The 16,656-nt window shown below is 69.3% G+C and carries 13 protein-coding genes and 1 riboswitch; of the genes, 9 read left to right on the top strand and 4 right to left on the bottom strand.

The window, feature by feature from the left end; all coding sequences use genetic code 11:
* Positions 1–40: 40 nt before the first annotated feature.
* Positions 41–1,336 (bottom strand): MFS transporter, encoded by a 1,296-nt coding sequence (locus tag GQ57_RS08750; RefSeq protein ID WP_031402681.1) that lies wholly within the window; start codon positions 1,334–1,336, stop codon positions 41–43.
* A 352-nt stretch (positions 1,337–1,688) separates the two neighbouring features.
* Here GQ57_RS08750 and GQ57_RS08745 point away from each other — a divergent pair, with 352 nt between their 5' ends.
* Positions 1,689–2,633, top strand: a complete 945-nt coding sequence (locus GQ57_RS08745) for a hypothetical protein (RefSeq protein ID WP_174923308.1) — start codon at positions 1,689–1,691, stop codon at positions 2,631–2,633.
* Between the two features lie 77 nt (positions 2,634–2,710).
* Here GQ57_RS08745 and GQ57_RS08740 read toward each other — a convergent pair whose 3' ends face one another.
* Both GQ57_RS08740 and GQ57_RS08735 read right to left on the bottom strand, forming a co-directional pair.
* Entirely contained in the window at positions 2,711–3,409 is a 699-nt protein-coding gene (locus tag GQ57_RS08740) for a DUF2968 domain-containing protein (RefSeq protein WP_031402683.1), read from the bottom strand.
* A gap of 115 nt (positions 3,410–3,524) precedes the next feature.
* The gene (locus tag GQ57_RS08735) at positions 3,525–4,694 is read right to left on the bottom strand and encodes a gamma-glutamyl-gamma-aminobutyrate hydrolase family protein (RefSeq protein WP_034197646.1); all 1,170 of its coding nucleotides are present in this window, start codon (positions 4,692–4,694) and stop codon (positions 3,525–3,527) included.
* A 279-nt stretch (positions 4,695–4,973) separates the two neighbouring features.
* Here GQ57_RS08735 and GQ57_RS08730 point away from each other — a divergent pair, with 279 nt between their 5' ends.
* The 7 genes from GQ57_RS08730 (at position 4,974) to GQ57_RS08700 (ending at position 12,905) form a co-directional block, all read left to right on the top strand.
* The gene (locus GQ57_RS08730; protein ID WP_034197645.1) at positions 4,974–5,654 is read left to right on the top strand and encodes a GntR family transcriptional regulator; all 681 of its coding nucleotides are present in this window, start codon (positions 4,974–4,976) and stop codon (positions 5,652–5,654) included.
* A 7-nt stretch (positions 5,655–5,661) separates the two neighbouring features.
* Complete coding sequence (locus GQ57_RS08725) at positions 5,662–7,038, top strand: amidase (RefSeq protein ID WP_034197644.1); 1,377 nt, start codon at positions 5,662–5,664, stop codon at positions 7,036–7,038.
* A 133-nt stretch (positions 7,039–7,171) separates the two neighbouring features.
* On the top strand, positions 7,172–7,684 hold the full coding sequence (locus GQ57_RS08720) for a disulfide bond formation protein B (protein WP_031402687.1): 513 nt from the start codon (positions 7,172–7,174) through the stop codon (positions 7,682–7,684).
* 613 nt (positions 7,685–8,297) lie between these two features.
* On the top strand, positions 8,298–9,302 hold the full coding sequence (gene xdhC, locus GQ57_RS08715; protein ID WP_034197643.1) for a xanthine dehydrogenase accessory protein XdhC: 1,005 nt from the start codon (positions 8,298–8,300) through the stop codon (positions 9,300–9,302).
* 18 nt (positions 9,303–9,320) lie between these two features.
* Complete coding sequence (locus GQ57_RS08710; RefSeq protein ID WP_031402689.1) at positions 9,321–10,346, top strand: adenosine deaminase; 1,026 nt, start codon at positions 9,321–9,323, stop codon at positions 10,344–10,346.
* 324 nt (positions 10,347–10,670) lie between these two features.
* Positions 10,671–11,987, top strand: coding sequence for a guanine deaminase (guaD, locus tag GQ57_RS08705; protein ID WP_031402690.1), 1,317 nt, complete (start codon positions 10,671–10,673; stop codon positions 11,985–11,987).
* A gap of 129 nt (positions 11,988–12,116) precedes the next feature.
* A riboswitch (yybP-ykoY riboswitch) is annotated at positions 12,117–12,254 on the top strand.
* Positions 12,255–12,332: 78 nt separating this feature from the next.
* Entirely contained in the window at positions 12,333–12,905 is a 573-nt protein-coding gene (locus GQ57_RS08700; protein WP_031402691.1) for a TMEM165/GDT1 family protein, read from the top strand.
* A gap of 52 nt (positions 12,906–12,957) precedes the next feature.
* Here GQ57_RS08700 and GQ57_RS08695 read toward each other — a convergent pair whose 3' ends face one another.
* Positions 12,958–13,656 carry a DUF4136 domain-containing protein gene (locus GQ57_RS08695; protein ID WP_034197642.1) on the bottom strand — a complete coding sequence of 233 codons (699 nt, stop codon included), beginning with the start codon at positions 13,654–13,656 and terminating at the stop codon, positions 12,958–12,960.
* Positions 13,657–13,843: 187 nt separating this feature from the next.
* On the opposite strand from GQ57_RS08695, the gene pepN reads away from it, so the two are divergent.
* Positions 13,844–16,537: an aminopeptidase N gene (gene pepN, locus GQ57_RS08690; protein WP_034197641.1), complete on the top strand. Its 2,694-nt coding sequence runs from the start codon at positions 13,844–13,846 to the stop codon at positions 16,535–16,537.
* The last annotated feature ends 119 nt before the right edge of the window (positions 16,538–16,656 follow it).

The raw sequence follows: 16,656 nt of genomic DNA, 5'->3' as shown, positions 1-16,656 counted from the left end.
CGTAATGCGTGCGGCAGACGCCGCCGGGCAATGGCGCCCGTCAGGCCGCCTTGTACTGGTTGCGGGCCTCGGACGTGCGATACAGCACGAGCGTCGCGATCAGCCCGCAAATCGCCGCCACGCTGAGCCACAGCCCCGGCGCCGCCTTGTTGCCCGTCTGATGGATCAGCAGCGTCGAGATGGCGGGCGTGAAACCGCCGATCGTCGTCGCGAGGCTGTAGGCGAGCGAGAAGCCGGCCGTGCGCACGTCGGCCGGCATCACCTCGGTCAGCGCGACGACCATCGCACCGTTATACGACGCGTACAGGAACGACAGCCACAGCTCGACCGCGAGCAGCCGCAGGAACGACGGATCGCCGACGAGCCACAGCACGGCCGGGTATGCCGTCACCAGCGTCAGCACGGTGAACGCGATCAGCACCGGGCGGCGGCCGATACGGTCGGACAGCGCACCGGACAGCGGCAGCCACACGAGGTTGGAAATACCGACGCAGACGGTCACGATGAGCGCGTCGAGCGACGACAGGTGCAGCACCTCCTTGCCGAAGGTCGGCGTATAGGCGGTGATCATATAGAACGACACCGTCGTCATGATGACCATTCCCATGCCCGCGACCACGACGCCCCAGTTCTCGAGCATCGAGCGCATGATCTCGCCCATCGTCGGACGATGGCGCTTCGCCAGGAACTCGTCGGTTTCCTTCAGCGAGCGGCGGATCAGGAACAGGAACGGGACGATCAGGCAGCCGATCAGGAACGGAATGCGCCAGCCCCATGCGGTCATCTCCTCGGCCGGCAGCGCGCGGTTCAGCAGCACGCCGACGAGCGCGGCGAAGACGACAGCCACCTGCTGGCTGCCCGACTGCCACGACGTATAGAAGCCCTTGTGCCCCTTCGTCGCGATCTCCGACAGGTAGACCGACACGCCGCCGAGTTCGACGCCCGCCGAGAAGCCCTGCAACAGCCGGCCGAGCAGCACGAGCACCGGCGCGAGCACGCCGATCGTCGCGTAACCGGGTATCGCGGCCACCGTGAGCGTACCGAGCGCCATCAGCCCGAGCGTCAGGATCAGCCCCTTGCGGCGGCCATGGTGGTCGATGTACGCGCCGAGCACGATCGCGCCGACCGGCCGCATCAGGAAGCCCGCGCCGAACACCGACAGCGACAGCATCAGGGACGCGAATGCATTACCGCTCGGAAAGTAGGTTTTGGCGATGGCCGACGCGTAATACCCGTAGACCATGAAATCGTACATTTCCAGGAAGTTGCCGCTGACGACCCGGAATACGGTGCGGAATTTCGATTCCTGCGCGTTGGCGTGTGACGCTGTGGACATGTTTTTTCTCGCTCAACTCGGATGACGCGAATCCGCGCCTCATGGATCCGACGATGCACGCGGCGCCAGGGCGCACGCGGGCATCGCTGCCCGCCGGCGGTGCGTCGCATGACGACGCGCGCACCGGCTTGGTTCGCGCATCATGCCACGCCAACCCGACATTTGCCTTGTGTCGCCGTTATCGTCAGCGTCGCGAAGGTCTCCTCATCGTACGAATCACCCCGAAACGAAAGCAAAAATCAGATTGATCTGATCGACCGCCCTTCTCCGGCTGACGACAATGTCTCGATTTCCGACGACATCTTCGCACCGCGCCGGCACGGCCAACCGTGTCGCACGGCATATCGCCCGCATGACTCCAACGTCCCTTGTCCCTGTCGAAGGCGCGCTCGGCCGCCCGCGCGCCGCGCCGTTCGATCACATGCCACCGTTCGGCCGCGAATGGATCTTTCGTGGCGCACCCGGGGCACGGCCCGGCAAGCGCTGCCTCGCGACATTGGCGACGTCCTGCATCGACTTCGACACGCCGCATCGCGCATGCCACTGGCGGCCGCTGCCCATCGTGTCACCGGCGGCGGCTCCGGCCGATGCCCCGGCCGTCCTGCCAGCGGCAGCCGTCCGCCGTACCCGTCGCGCCGCCGGCGGCGCCCGCCACCGGCGCGCGTGGTACGCGATCTGCTGGAGCGTCGGCGCGCTCGGCATCATCGGCTGGCTGATCGCCGCATACGAACGGCCTGCCGGCTTCGAGCCAGCGTACGCGAGTGAAATGGCCGGCGTCGCGCCGGATCGCGCGACATCGTCGAGCAGCATCGTGCGCACCGCCGAGGTCAGGCCGGATGCGTCCACGAGCGCTTCGCCGCAGCGCAGGATGCCCGCGCCTGTCGCAACGGCGGCCGAACCGGCGCCGCCCGCCCGTCACGTCGCACGTCGTCCGGCGTCGCCTCGTCCGCAGGCAACGCCCGGCGTACCGCCCGCATCGGTTGAAGCGTCGCCGCCTTCATACGGCCAGCGCACGGCGGCGGCCCGGCATCCGGCCGAACCGCGGCTGGCTGCGCGCCCGCCGACCCGGAGCGCCGCAGCCGACACCGGTAAACGCGACCAGCTCGTCGCACCGCCGCCCGCGACTGGCCATGCACGCGACACGCTCGACGATCCGCTCACACTGATCGCGATGGCAAACGCGCTGCGCAACATCGAACCTGCCCGGGCAACGCCGGCATCCGCCGACGGTTTCGACTGGACGTCGCAACTGTCCCACCGCCGCCTGACCGATACGCCGGACGCGTTCGCGCGCTGACGCACCGCCAACAAAAAACCCGGCGAAGATCGCTTCGCCGGGTTTCGCTCGTCTCTGTCCTACCGTCTGACGAATCGTCACTTGTTCGCAGGCAGCCCCGTCTCGTTCTGCTTCTCGAGTTGCCGCACCTGCTCCTGCAGGTCGCGCAACTGCATCTGGGCCGCCCGCTTCTCGACCTGCAGCGACTGCGTCTGCTCCTGCGCGGACTTCTGCCGCTGCGCGACTTCGGCCTGCTGGCTGCGCGCGACACTCAGGTCGGCCTGCAACTGCTGCGCACGGCTCGACTGCAGCGCGATCACGCGTTCGAGAAATGCCTTTTGCGCCTGCAGCTCGGTACGGCGGATCTCGATATCGGCGAGTTGCACGGTCTGCTCGACGAAATTCGCGTACACCATCTCTGCGCGGCTCTTTTCCTGCGACCGGATCACGCGCCACAGATTCTTGTCCTGGAACAGCGCGACGTAGTACGTCATCTCGCGCGGGTCGAACAGCAGGCTCGCACCGTAGCTGCCGTTGTACGTCGTGCGCATCTCGACGATCCGGCCGTCGTGCAGCATCTGCGTCAGCTCGGCGACGTTGCCGTGCACGGCGGCATCCGTCGCAGCCGCGGCGGAAGCCGCCTGCGCCGCGTCGCCGCTCAGGCTCGTAACCGCCGGACGCGTACCGGCAACGGGCGCGGTCGCGTCGGCGGACCAGGCCATGCCCGCTTGCGCGCAGGCAGCCAGCGCAACGATCCAGGTCGCGCATCGCGCAGGGGAAAAATTTCGGAAAACCAACGTCAGACTCCGGCGAACGAATCGGAACTCGCGATTATCGTTCAAAACAAAACGGCCGCATCTCGAATTTAGCGGGATGCGGCCGGCCTGCGTGGAACGCGCAGCATGCGCGCTGCTACAGGCGGGTTTCGCGCGCCGCGCGCAGGAAGGCATCGAGCAACGGCGTGCAGTCGAGCAGCTCCGAACCGCCGGCCCGATGGAACTCGGGGTGCCACTGCACGCCGACGACGAACGGCGAACGACGGTGGCGAATGCCTTCGATGATCCCGTCGCCGGCCGACACCGCTTCGATGCTCAGGTCACGGCCGAGATCGCGAATCGCCTGGTGGTGAATCGAGTTGACGATCGCTTCGCTGCGCCCGGGGAACATGCTCGCCAGCGTCGACGTATCCGGGAAGCGGATCGCGTGACGATGCTGGTCGTATTGCTCGCTCACGTGCGCATGCGCGGTCGGCACATCGGTGGCGATGTCCTGGTACAGCGAGCCGCCGAACGCGACGTTGATCAGCTGGCAGCCGCGACACACGCCGAGCACCGGTTTGCCGGATTCGACGAACTCGTGCAGCAGCTCGAGTTCGTACATGTCGCGCACACGATCGCCCGGCCACTCGGGGCGAGCGTCGGACGCCGCGTAGGTTTGCGGCGACACGTCGGCACCGCCCTGCAGCAGCAGGCCGTCGAGATGCTTCGCGTAATCGCGCAGGCGGATGTTGCTCGGGTGGATCATGCCCTGCTGGCCGACGGTCGGAATCATGAACACGAGCACGTCGCGCGACATCACCCAGTGGGCGATCGATTCCTCGAGATACTGCAGCGTCTTGCCCCGCAGCCCCTTCGCCCCCGGTTCCGGATGGAAAATCCGCGCCGACACGCCGATGCGCAGCGTGCGCTGCGTGATGCGCTGGCCGGCGCGGTCGAACAGCCGGCGCGCACGCGCGGCGATGATCCGGCCGAACACCGACCACGGCGTGTCGTTCTGCTTCAGGTAGGCCGGCGGCGCATTCTGCGCGCTGGCGGGCGGCGGGCGCGGCGTGTCGAAATCGGGCTGCGCACCGAACCCGGGCGGCGGCGTGCCCGGCTTCGGCGGCACGCCGCCGCCGGCGGCGCCGGGCGCACCCGGGCCGGGTGCCGCCGTGGCCGGCGACGCGCCGTCGGCGGCCACGTTCTCCACGGCGGCCTGCGCGGCCGGTGCATCGGGCGCATTCGCCGGATCGGTGCGGGGGGAATCGGAAGAAACGGAGGCGGTGCCGGGCAGACCGGCCGGGGAAGGCGTGTGTTCGCTCATGACGATGGTCTGGTACGTCGCTCACGCGTATGGATAGACGGGGATTCATTATGCTTCAGCGCACGATCGCGCGGCAAACCCGCAACATCCTGCCGGTATTGTCGCAAGCCGGCGGCCATCCGCACCGAAAGGGCGTGCCGATCCCGAGCGGGCGTCACCGCGGCCGCGTGGCCGGGACTGGACACCAGTGATATATCACAATAATATCCAGCATCGCCCATACCGACCGATTGCCCGCGCCATGATCGCGCCCCGTCCTGCCGACGCGCCGCCACCCGCATGAACACCCTGACCGACGTTACCCGCGACCGGCCCGCCGCGCCGGCGGCGAGCCTCGCCGATCGCGCGTACGCGCTGATCCAGCGCGACATCATCACGATGCGCCTGAAGCCCGGCGCCGCGCTCAACGAAGCCGACCTCGTCGCGCGCACCGGAATCGGCCGCACGCCGGTGCACCAGGCCGTGCATCGGCTCGTCCTCGAAGGGCTGCTCTCCGTGATGCCGCGCAAGGGGTTGATGGTGCAGCCGCTGTCGCTCGACGACATCGTCGCGGTGATCGACGTGCGACGCATCAACGAAGCGCACTGCGCCGAACTCGCCGCGCGCCATGCAACGCCCGACGACCTCGCGCGCCTCGCCGCGCTGCTCGACGGCGGCCAGGCCTGCGTCGACGCGCACGACGTCGAAGGCATGATGGAACTCGACCGCGCGTTCCACCAGGCGATCGCCGCGACTGCCCGCAATGCGGTCCTCGCCGAAATCCTGCGTGCGCTGCACGAGCGCGCGCTGCGTTTCTGGTTCGTCACGCTGTCCGAACCGCACCATCTCGCCGATGTGCAGCACGAACATCGCACGCTGTTCGAACGGCTGTCCGCGCGCGACGCCGCTGGTGCGCGCGCGGCCGTCGAAGCGCATATCGATTCGTTCCGCGCCACGCTTCTTCAACATCTTCGCCCCTGAGCCGCCCATGACCACTTTCACGCCCTTCCCCCCGCTCGCCCAACTCGCCGCCGATCTCGCCGCCGGCCGGACCACGAGCCGCGCGCTCGTCGACACCGCGCTCGACCGGATCGCCGATCCGGCAGGCCAGGGCGCGGTCGTATTCACCGAAGTCGATGCCGACAACGCGCGCGCGGCCGCCGACGCGCACGACCGGTTGCGCGCCGCGGGCACCGTGCTGTCGCCGCTCGCGGGCATTCCCGTGTCGGTCAAGGACCTGTTCGACGTCGCGGGCCAGGTGACGCGCGCGGGTTCGCGCGTGCTCGACGGCGCGCCGCCCGCGCGCACCGATGCGGTCGCCGTTGCCCGGCTCAAGCGCGCAGGCGCGGTGCTGGTCGGCCGCACCAACATGAGCGAGTTCGCGTTTTCGGGGCTCGGGCTCAATCCGCACTTCGGCAATCCGCGCTCGCCGTACCGCCGCGACGTGCCGGGCGACGCGCGGATTTCCGGCGGGTCGTCGTCCGGCGCGGCCGCGTCCGTGGCCGACGGGATGGCCGCCGTCGCGCTCGGCACCGACACGGGCGGGTCGATCCGCATTCCGGCCGCGCTGTGCGGGCTGACGGGCTTCAAGCCGACCGCGAGCCGGATCCCGACGCAAGGCGGCGTACCGCTGTCGACGACGCTCGACTCGTTCGGCCCGATCGGCCTGACGGTCGCGTGCTGCGCGCTCGTCGACCGGATGCTCGCCGGCCTCGAACCGCACGTGCCGGTTGCACGGCCGCTCGAAGGCGTACGGCTCGGCGTGCTGACGAACTACGTGACGGACGGCGTCGATGCCGACGTCGCGGCCGCGCTCGACACCGCGCTCAAGCATCTCGAGGCCGCCGGCGCGATCGTCACGGAAGTGCGCTTCGCCGCGCTCGACCGGCTGCCGGAGATCAACCGCTTCGGCTTCTCGCCGATCGAGGCCTACGCGTGGCATCGCCCGTTGCTCGCCGGGCATCGCGACCAGTACGACCCGCGCGTGCTCACGCGAATCCTGAAGGGCGAACCCGCGAGCGCGGCCGACTATCTCGACCTGCTCGCCGCACGCGCCGCGCTGCTCGACGAAGCCGCGCACACGGTCTGGTCGCGCTTCGACGCGCTCGTCGCGCCGACGGTGCCGGTCGTGCCGCCGCGCATCGCCGATCTGGAGACGGACGACGACGCGTTCACGCGCACCAATGCGCTGATCCTGCGCAATCCGAGCGCATTCAATTTCCTCGATGCATGCGCGCTGTCGCTGCCGTGCCATCCGCGCGACGCGGCGCCGGTCGGCCTGATGCTCGCGGCGGCGCCGCATCGCGACGACGCGCTGCTTTCGATCGGCCAGTCGGTCGAGGCCGTGCTGAACACGATCCGCTGACCGTACCCGTCGCCGGCAGGCAATGCACGCGTGCGGCGGGGTGCCGCGCGCGTGCCGTCAGTTTCGTGCCAGACCGTTCGCGCTAAAATCGCGCGATTGTTTTCCGGACCGACCCACGAGGAACCCCGCCGACATGAACGACTACACGCTTGCACTACGCCGCGAACGCCGCCTGCTGATGCTGCTCGGATGGGCGTGCATCGCCCTGCTGGCCGGTGCGCTGTACCTGCAGTACGTGAAGAACGAGGATCCGTGCCCGCTGTGCATCATCCAGCGTTACTTCTTCTCCGCAATCGGAATCTTCGCGTTCCTGGCCGCGGGGCTCCGCAACTGGCGCGGCATCTGGGTGCTCGAACTGCTGATCGCGATCGCCGCGGCCGGCGGTGTCGGCACGTCCGCGCGTCACCTGTCGATCCAGATGAATCCGGGCTTCAGTTGCGGCTTCGACACGCTGCAGCCGATCGTCGACAGCCTGCCGCCCGCGCAGTGGTTCCCCGGCATGTTCAAGGTCGCGGGCCTGTGCGAAACCGTCTACCCGCCGATCTTCGGCATCCTGCTGCCCGGCTGGGCGCTGATCGGCTTCGCCGTGATCCTGGTTGCGGTCGCCGCAAGCCTCTGGCGCCATCGCCGCAAGCTCGCGGGCTGACCGGCCGCCCTTGCCGGCCCGATGCATGCGCGGCCCGAGCGCCGGGTCGCGCGCCGCCGGCGGGCCCTCCCCCGGGGCCGGGCGGCGCGTTTGCCGGCCTCATGCGGCCGGCCGCGCGTAAACACCTACTCGGTCGCCGCCCGGTTTGCCGGGCCGACGCGCGGCGCGCGATCGCCGCGCCCCACGCCCCGTCACGCCGGCATTTCGTCCCGATGCGCTCGCATCGGCACGCCGATCCCGTGCGACGGGCCTATGATCGACATGATCGCCTCCTGATAGCCCGGATCACCGCGCGGCAATGTTCCCGTCGCGTCGCAGTGCTATCTTCGGGACTGGATGGCGATCTACGTGCGCGAGACCAGGCGGTCTCCCCCCCCTGCGTAACGCGCGCCCGATCCGCAATGTCGACTGGATTCATCATGACAACGCACACCATCCGCATCCGTCACTCTCATGGCGTCCGCGCGTCCGGCGGCGTCCTGCACGCGCGCCGTCGGCGCGCCGCCGCCGCACCGCACCGGCCGTGCGGACGGCCTGCCCCGCTCCCGTCCGTCATCGCCGCCGCCCGCCCGCGACATGTGTCGCGCGGCATCGTCCCGAACGGAGCCTGCTGATGGAAGCCTGGCTCGGCGATCTGCAGCAACTGCTCGCGCACGGCGAAGCGGCCGTGCTCGTGACGGTCGCGCACACCGACGGCTCCGCGCCGCGCGAAGCCGGCACCAAGATGATCGTCACGCGCGACACGGCTCGCCATACGATCGGCGGCGGTCATCTGGAATGGAAGGCGATCGAGATCGCGCGGCACCTGCTGAAGGACGGTGCGCACGTGCCCCACGCGCGCAGGCTCGAGCGGCTCGCGCTCGGCCCGAGCCTCGGCCAGTGCTGCGGCGGCGCGGTCGTGCTCGCGTTCGAGCGGCTCGACGTCGGCGACCTCGGCTGGATCATGTCGGTCGCGAAGCGCGTCGCGGCCGGCGCCGCGACCGTGCGTAGCGTATCATTCGGCCCCTCGCCGGGCGCGCCGCTGTTGAGCGAGCCCGAATCGGAAGCCGCGCGTGCCGACTGCCTGCTGTGGGAAACCGGCGGCGTGTCGCTGATGACCGAAACGATCGCGCCGTTCGCATTCCCCGTCGTGCTGTTCGGCGCCGGGCACATCGGCACCGCGCTCGTGAAGGTACTGGCGACGCTGCCGTGCCACGTGCGCTGGATCGACGAGCCCGATGCGGCGTTCCCGCCGGCCGACACGCTCGCAGGCATCGGCAACCTCGCGATCGAAACGGCCGCCGCCCCGGCCGACGTGGTCGACACCGCGCCGCCGCAGTCCTACTTCGTCGTGATGACGCACGACCACGCACTCGATTTCGTGCTGGCCGAGCGCATCCTGAGGCGCGGCGACTACGCATACTTCGGGATGACCGGCTCGCACGCGAAACGCGCGCAGTTCGATCATCGCCTCGCGGCGATCGGCATCGACCCGGCCCAGGTCGCGCGGATGCGCTGCCCGGTCGGTGTCGAAGGCATCGTCGACAAGGCGCCCGAAGTGATCGCGATCTCGGTGGCCGCGCAGTTGCTGCAGGCCGTCGAGGCGAATACGGCCGCGCAGGCTTCCCCCACATACTGACCGACCAAGAACGACGCCATGACACCGACATTCAAGGACAAGATTGCCCGCGCGCCGAAAGCGGAGCTGCACATCCATATCGAAGGCTCGCTCGAGCCCGAGCTGATTTTCGCGCTCGCGCAGCGCAACGGCGTGAAGCTCGCGTACGACTCGATCGACGCGCTGCGCGCCGCATATGCATTCACCGACCTGCAGTCGTTCCTCGACATCTACTACGCAGGTGCGAGCGTGCTGCTGACCGAGCAGGATTTCCACGACATGACGGCCGCGTACTGCGAACGCGCGCTGGCCGACAACGTCGTCCACACCGAGCTGTTCTTCGATCCGCAAACGCACACCGAGCGCGGCGTGCCGATCGAGACGGTCGTCGCGGGCATCGAGCGCGCGCTCGCCGACGCCGAACGGCGCGGGCTGTCGAGCAGGCTGATCCTGTGCTTCCTGCGCCACCTGTCCGAAGAGGATGCGCTCGCGACCTTCGAAGCGGCCTTGCCGCTGTTCGAACGCTATCGCCATCGCCTGATCGGCGTGGGCCTCGATTCGTCCGAACTCGGCCATCCGCCGGCGAAGTTCGCGCGCGTCTTCGAGAAGGCGCGCGCGCTCGGGCTGAAGCTCGTCGCGCACGCGGGCGAGGAAGGCCCGCCCGCCTACATCTACGAAGCGCTCGACGTGCTGAAGGTCGACCGGATCGACCACGGCGTGCGCAGCATCGAGGACGCGGCGCTCGTCGAGCGCCTCGCCAGGACGCGCACGGCGCTTACCGTCTGCCCGCTGTCGAACCTGAAGCTGTGCGTATTCGACGACATGACGAAACACACGCTGAAGGCGCTGCTCGACCGCGGCGTCGCGGTGACGATCAACTCCGACGATCCGGCCTATTTCGGCGGCTACGTCAACGAAAACTACTTCGCGACGGCCGAAGGGCTGCAGCTCACGGATGCCGAAGTCCATGCGGTGCTCCGCAACGGCTTCGAGGCGTCGTTCATCGAACCGGCGCAGCGCGACGCACTGTTCGCGCGCCTCGACGCGTACTGGCAGGCCGCGTGACGGCCGGCATCGAGGTTCGCCCAGACAGATGAAACACGGCAACGCCTTCCGCTTCGCGACCGCCGGCCAACAGTTGCGCCGGACCGATCGCCCGCGTGCGCGCGGCCCGGCCGCCGCAGGCCGGCGGCGCACGGCGTCGTGGGTTGATGCGAGGCGGGCCGCCATGCCCGTCCGCGCAATCGCATCCGGCCGCGCCGCGGGCCGCCTGCCCGGGCGGCTCGCGAGCCGCCGCAGCGCAACCGCGCGGGCGGCGTCCATGCCGTCGCCCGCGCGGCATCGACCGCTTTCTTCTGTTCGCCTTACCTTGATGCAGGACCATTCGTCATGACGCAAACCGCTTTTCGTTCCCAACTGCTGACCTTCAACGGCGACCCGGCGCAATCGAGCCAGGCCGCGAACTACGAGACCGACGGCCTGCTGATCGTCGACGACGGCAAGGTCGTCGCGGCCGGCGCCCATGCGCAGCTCGCCGCGACGCTTGCGCGGGACGCGATCGTCCACGACCTGCGCGACAAGCTGATCGTGCCCGGCTTCATCGACACGCACATCCACTACCCGCAGACGGACATGATCGCGTCGCCGGCGCCAGGGCTGCTGCCGTGGCTCGACAAGTACACGTTCCCGACCGAGCGCCAGTTCGGCGACCCCGAGCATGCGCGCGAAGTCGCCGACTTCTTCGTCGACGAACTGCTCGCCTGCGGCACGACCAGCGCGCTCGTCTACTGCACGGTGCACAAGCAGTCGGCCGATGCGCTGTTCGCTGCCAGCGACGCGCGCGACCTGCGGATGATCGCGGGCAAGGTGCTGATGGACCGCAACTGCCCGGAATTCCTGCGCGACACCGCGCAATCGGGTTATGACGACAGTGCCGAGCTGATCGGGCGCTGGCACGGCAAGGGCCGCCAGATGTACGCGCTCACCCCGCGCTTCGCCCCGACGTCGACCGAGGCCCAGCTCGAGGCGTGCGGCGAGCTCGCGCGCCGCCATCCGGACGTGTTCGTGCAGAGCCACGTGGCGGAAAACGTCGACGAGGTGAAATGGGTGGCCGAACTGTTTCCCGGCCATCGCAGCTATCTCGATATCTACGACCGCTACGGGCTGCTGCGCCCGCGTGCGGTGTACGGCCACTGCATCCACCTCGACGACGAGGACCGCCGCCGGATGGCCGAGACGCGCACCGTCGTCGCGCACTGCCCGACGTCGAACTTCTTCCTCGGCAGCGGACTGTTCGACTTCGACAAGGCCGGCGAACACGACGTGCCGGTCACGCTCGCAACCGACGTCGGCGGCGGCACGTCGTTCTCGATGCTGCAGACGATGAACGAGGCGCACAAGGTCGCGCGGCTGTCGGGCCACCACCTGACCGCCACGCGGATGTTCTGGCTCGCGACGGCCGGCGCCGCGCAGGCGCTCGACCTCGCGGACACGGTCGGCACGCTCGCGCCGCGCACCGAGGCCGACTTCGTCGTGCTCGATCCTCAGGCCACCCCGCTGCTCGCGCGCCGCACGAAACGTGCGGACTCGCTCGAGGAACTGCTGTTCGCGTTCGCGCTGCTGGGCGACGACCGCGCGGTATACCGCACCTACGCGGCCGGCGCGCTCGTCCACGAGCGCGGCGCGGCCCGCCGCGCCGCCGCGTAACGACGCGCCGGGGTCTCGTTGCGGCGGCATCCGCCGCCGCTCCCGCCGGCGCATCGACGATCGCCGGCTCGCGCCGGCCCGACACGCTGCTCCGGCCGCTTTCCCGGGCGCAATGCGCCGTGCTAGAATCCGCCACTCATTGGGGAGTAGCCGCTTCGCTCGATGCCCCGCGCCCCCGGCGCGCATCGTGACGAAGGCGTCCGTCAACAGACTTGGCCGTTTGGCCATGGCGGGCGCAGCCACCTGGGCCTGGCGAGACCGATGGTTCACAGCGCGCCGTATCAGGGCCCGGCGCGCGGTGGATCGTCGCTCGCACGCACAACATCGGCCCGCGGAACCCCATTCGTGTCAGAAGCCTTCCTGATCTCCACAGGCGCCGTCGCCCTTGCTGAAATCGGCGACAAGACCCAACTGCTTTCCCTCGTCCTGGCCGCGCGCTATCGCAAGCCCGTGCCGATCATTCTCGGCGTGCTCGTCGCGACGCTCGTGAACCACGGTTTCGCCGGCGCGCTCGGCGAATGGCTCGGCACGCTCATCACGCCATCGATCATGCGCTGGGCGCTCGCGTTCTCGTTCATCGCAATGGGGTTGTGGATCCTCGTGCCGGACAAGCTCGATGCCGATGAAGCCAATGCCAACCGTTCGCGGCTCGGCGTGTTCGGCGCGACCCTCGTCGCCTTTTTCCTCGCGGAAATGGGTGACAAGACGCAGATCGCCACCGTCGCGCTGGCTGCGCGCTTCCAGGACTACGTCGGGGTCGTGGCCGGTACGACGTTCGGGATGATGCTCGCGAACGTGCCCGCGATCCTGCTCGGCGACCGCTTCGCGCACCGTCTGCCGACGAAGCTCGTGCACGGGATCGCGGCCGTGCTGTTCGTCGTGCTCGGCGCGCTGGCGCTGCTCGGCATCGGGGTCTGACGCAGGGCACGGGCCGGCGCGGCCGGGCGGCCGCGCCGAGGTGCATGCCGCGTTACTTCGCGGCGGCCGCGCCCGAGGCCGGTGCGGCCGGCACCGCGCGCTCGTTGGCCGGCGCCGCCGCCGGCCCGCCGCGCTTGTCGACCGGCAACCGGACCGAACGGACCGCGCCGTTCGACAGCGGGAAATCGGCGAGCGCGCTGCGCGCGAGGTACGGCATCGCATACAGCAGCGCGCCGTTGTCGCCGGTCGTGCGCGCCGACACGTTGTACACCTCCTTGCCCGTCGCGCGCTCGGTGATGCGGATGCCGAGCGTGTAGTCGAACACCTGGTAAGTCTGCGCGACATAGCCCGCCGGCATCGGCCCCCAGGGACCCCACGGACCCCACGGGCCGCCCCGCCAGTACGGCCCGGGCGCGAACCACGGATCGTAGTAGACCGGCTGCGGCACCGTCACGAGATCGCTGCCGACCGCATAGGTCAGCCCGACGAGATACCGCGCCTGCTCCTGCGGCACCTGGCGGAACGCATACGTGGACAGTTCGTTCGCGACGATCGGTTCGTAGGTCGACTGCTCGATGCTGTTCTTCTGCGCATCGGTGCGCGTGAATGCGTAGGTGCGGGTCGCGTCGCTGCCGCGCCAGTCGGAGAAGGCCGTGACCTGGGTCGTCACGTAGCTCGTGCAGCCCGTCAGCAGCGCCACCCACAGCACCGCCGCCCAGCCTGCACCGCGTCGTATCCATTCGTGTTTCATGTTGATCCTCGTCGATCCGTCACCCGTTTGTCGCACCACGCGAACCGTAACGGGATGCCGATAATACGCGGACTGCCGGAACCCGCAAAAAGTTCGACCGGCACACGGCCGCCAGCCTTTGTACAATGGCCCGGTTCGCCCCGCCCGTGCCGCGGGTCCGCCCCCCACTCCACCGATCTCGACGACCATGTCCGACAACGCCTCCTCCACCGTGATCCGCCGCGCCGACTACACGCCGCCGGCCTTCCTCATCGATTCCGTCGCGCTCGAATTCGATCTGGCGCCGGCCCGCACGGTCGTCAGGAATACGATGCGCGTGCGCCGCAATCCGGACGCCGCGCCCGCGCCGCACCTGGAACTGCTGGGCGAAGCGCTCGAATTCCTCGGCGCCCGGCTGGATGGCGCGCCGCACGGCGCCGTGCGCGCGCACGAGCACGGACTGACCGTCGAGAACGTTCCCGACGCCTTCGAGCTGACGCTCGAGAGCGCCTGCGCGCCGGACCAGAATACGACGCTGTCGGGCCTGTATGTGTCGAGCGGCAACTTCTTCACGCAGTGCGAGGCCGAAGGTTTCCGCCGCATCACCTATTTCCTCGACCGTCCGGACGTGATGGCGTCGTACACGGTGACGCTGCACGCCGACAAGGCCGCGTACCCGGTGCTGCTGTCGAACGGCAACCTCGTCGATTCGGGCGACCTGCCCGACGGCCGCCACTTCGCGAAGTGGGAAGATCCGTTCCGCAAGCCGAGCTACCTGTTCGCGCTCGTCGCCGGCAAGCTCGTCGCGATCGAGGAAAAGATCACCACCGGCTCGGGCAAGGAAAAGCTGCTGCAGGTGTGGGTCGAACCGGCCGATCTCGACAAGACGCGTCACGCGATGGATTCGCTGATCCACTCGATCCGCTGGGACGAGAAGCGCTTCGGCCTCGAACTCGATCTCGACCGCTTCATGATCGTCGCGGTCGGCGATTTCAACATGGGCGCGATGGAAAACAAGGGGCTCAACATCTTCAACACGAAGTACGTGCTGGCGAACCCCGAGACCGCGACCGACACCGACTTCGCGAACATCGAGTCGGTGGTCGGCCATGAATACTTCCACAACTGGACCGGCAACCGCGTCACCTGCCGCGACTGGTTCCAGCTGAGCCTGAAGGAAGGCCTGACCGTGTTCCGCGACCAGGAATTCTCGGCCGACATGGCCGCGGGCGACGACATCGAATCGGCCGCTCGCGCGGTCAAGCGCATCGAGGACGTCCGCGTGCTGCGCCAGTTGCAGTTCGCCGAGGACGCGGGCCCGATGGCGCATCCGGTGCGCCCGGAGAGCTACGTCGAGATCAACAACTTCTACACGATGACCGTCTACGAGAAGGGTTCGGAAGTCGTGCGGATGTACCAGACGCTGTTCGGCCGCGACGGCTTCCGCAAGGGCATGGACCTGTACTTCAAGCGCCACGACGGCCATGCGGTGACCTGCGACGACTTCCGGCACGCGATGGCCGACGCAAACGGGCGCGACCTCGCGCAGTTCGAGCGCTGGTACAGCCAGGCCGGCACGCCGCGCGTCTCGGTGCGCACCGCGTACGACGCCGCCGCGCGCCGCTTTACGGTCACGCTCGCGCAGGGCTACGGCGACGCGTCGCCGGCCGCGCGCGACACGCAGCAAGGGCCGCTGCTGATTCCGTTCGCGATCGGCCTGATCGGCCGCGACGGCCGCGACCTGCCGCTGCGTCTCGACGGCGAAGCCGCCGCATCGGGCACGACGCGCGTGCTCGACTTCACCGACGCCGAGCAGACCTTCACGTTCGTCGACGTGCCGGAGCGACCGCTGCCGTCGCTGCTGCGCAACTTCTCGTCGCCGGTGATCGTCGAGTACGACTACAGCGACGACGACCTCGCGTTTCTGCTCGCGCACGACAGCGATCCGTTCAACCGCTGGGAGGCCGGCCAGCGCCTCGCGACGCGCGCGCTGCTGACGCTCGCCTCCCGCGCCGCCGCGCACGAGCCGCTCACGCTCGGCGAGAATTTCGTCGCCGCGTTTCGCCGTGTGCTGACCGACGCGACGTTGTCGCCCGCGTTCCGCGAACTCGCGCTGACGCTGCCGTCGGAAACCTATCTCGCCGACCAGATGGCCGAGGCCGATCCGGCCGCCGTGCATCGCGCGCGCCTGTTCGTGCGCCGCCAGCTCGCAAGCGCGCTGCGCGCCGACTGGCTCGCCGCCTACGAGCAGCAGCAGACGCCCGGCGCCTACGAGCCGACGCCGGAGGCCTCGGGTCGCCGCGCGCTGAAGAACCTCGCGCTGGCGTATCTCGCCGAACTCGACGATCCGGCCGACGCGGTGCGCCTCGCCACCGCGCAGTACGAAGCCGCGAACAACATGACCGATCGCGCGGCCGCGCTCGGCGCGCTGCTGTCCGCCGCGGCGGCCGGTGCGCCCGAGCCGGCCGAGCATGCGCTCGACGACTTCTACCGTCGCTTCGAGAAGGAGGCGCTCGTGATCGACAAGTGGTTCGCGATGCAGGCCGCACAACGCGGTACGGCCGAGCAGCCGACGCTCGCGAAGGTTCGCCGGCTGCTCGCGCACCCGGCCTTCAACCTGAAGAACCCGAACCGCGCACGCTCGCTGATCTTCAGCTTCTGCGCAGCCAACCCCGCGCAATTCCACGCGGCCGACGGCTCCGGTTACGCGTTCTGGGCCGAGCAGGTGCTCGCGCTCGACGCGATCAACCCGCAGGTCGCCGCACGCCTCGCGCGCTCGCTCGAACTGTGGCGCCGCTTCACGCCCGCGCTGCGCGACCGGATGCGCGACGCGCTCGAGCAGGTCGCGGCCGGCGCGAAGTCGCGCGACGTGCGCGAGATCGTCGAGAAGGCGCTCGCATAACGCCGTCTCCCGCATCACGCCCGCGCAATGAAGCCGGTGCCGCCCGTCGCGGCACCGGCTTTTTCAATTGCGCGCGCGGCCGGCACCGGGCGGCATCGCGGGGTCTGACCGCGCAACCG

The organism is Burkholderia sp. MSh2, assembly GCF_000731655.1.
In the GTDB taxonomy this organism is placed as follows: domain Bacteria; phylum Pseudomonadota; class Gammaproteobacteria; order Burkholderiales; family Burkholderiaceae; genus Burkholderia; species Burkholderia paludis.
Note: the sequence above shows the minus strand (reverse complement) of the source record. Positions and strands in the feature narration are given on the sequence as shown.

Bases quoted from the DNA above. Each gene is read 5' to 3' on its own strand.
- GQ57_RS08750 (WP_031402681.1), bottom strand. From the start codon at position 1,336: ATGTCCACAGCGTCACACGCCAACGCGCAGGAATCGAAATTCCGCACC.
- GQ57_RS08745 (WP_174923308.1), top strand. From the start codon at position 1,689: ATGACTCCAACGTCCCTTGTCCCTGTCGAAGGCGCGCTCGGCCGCCCG.
- GQ57_RS08735 (WP_034197646.1), bottom strand. From the start codon at position 4,694: ATGAGCGAACACACGCCTTCCCCGGCCGGTCTGCCCGGCACCGCCTCC.
- GQ57_RS08730 (WP_034197645.1), top strand. From the start codon at position 4,974: ATGAACACCCTGACCGACGTTACCCGCGACCGGCCCGCCGCGCCGGCG.
- GQ57_RS08725 (WP_034197644.1), top strand. From the start codon at position 5,662: ATGACCACTTTCACGCCCTTCCCCCCGCTCGCCCAACTCGCCGCCGAT.
- GQ57_RS08720 (WP_031402687.1), top strand. From the start codon at position 7,172: ATGAACGACTACACGCTTGCACTACGCCGCGAACGCCGCCTGCTGATG.
- xdhC (WP_034197643.1), top strand. From the start codon at position 8,298: ATGGAAGCCTGGCTCGGCGATCTGCAGCAACTGCTCGCGCACGGCGAA.
- GQ57_RS08710 (WP_031402689.1), top strand. From the start codon at position 9,321: ATGACACCGACATTCAAGGACAAGATTGCCCGCGCGCCGAAAGCGGAG.
- guaD (WP_031402690.1), top strand. From the start codon at position 10,671: ATGACGCAAACCGCTTTTCGTTCCCAACTGCTGACCTTCAACGGCGAC.
- GQ57_RS08695 (WP_034197642.1), bottom strand. From the start codon at position 13,656: ATGAAACACGAATGGATACGACGCGGTGCAGGCTGGGCGGCGGTGCTG.
- pepN (WP_034197641.1), top strand. From the start codon at position 13,844: ATGTCCGACAACGCCTCCTCCACCGTGATCCGCCGCGCCGACTACACG.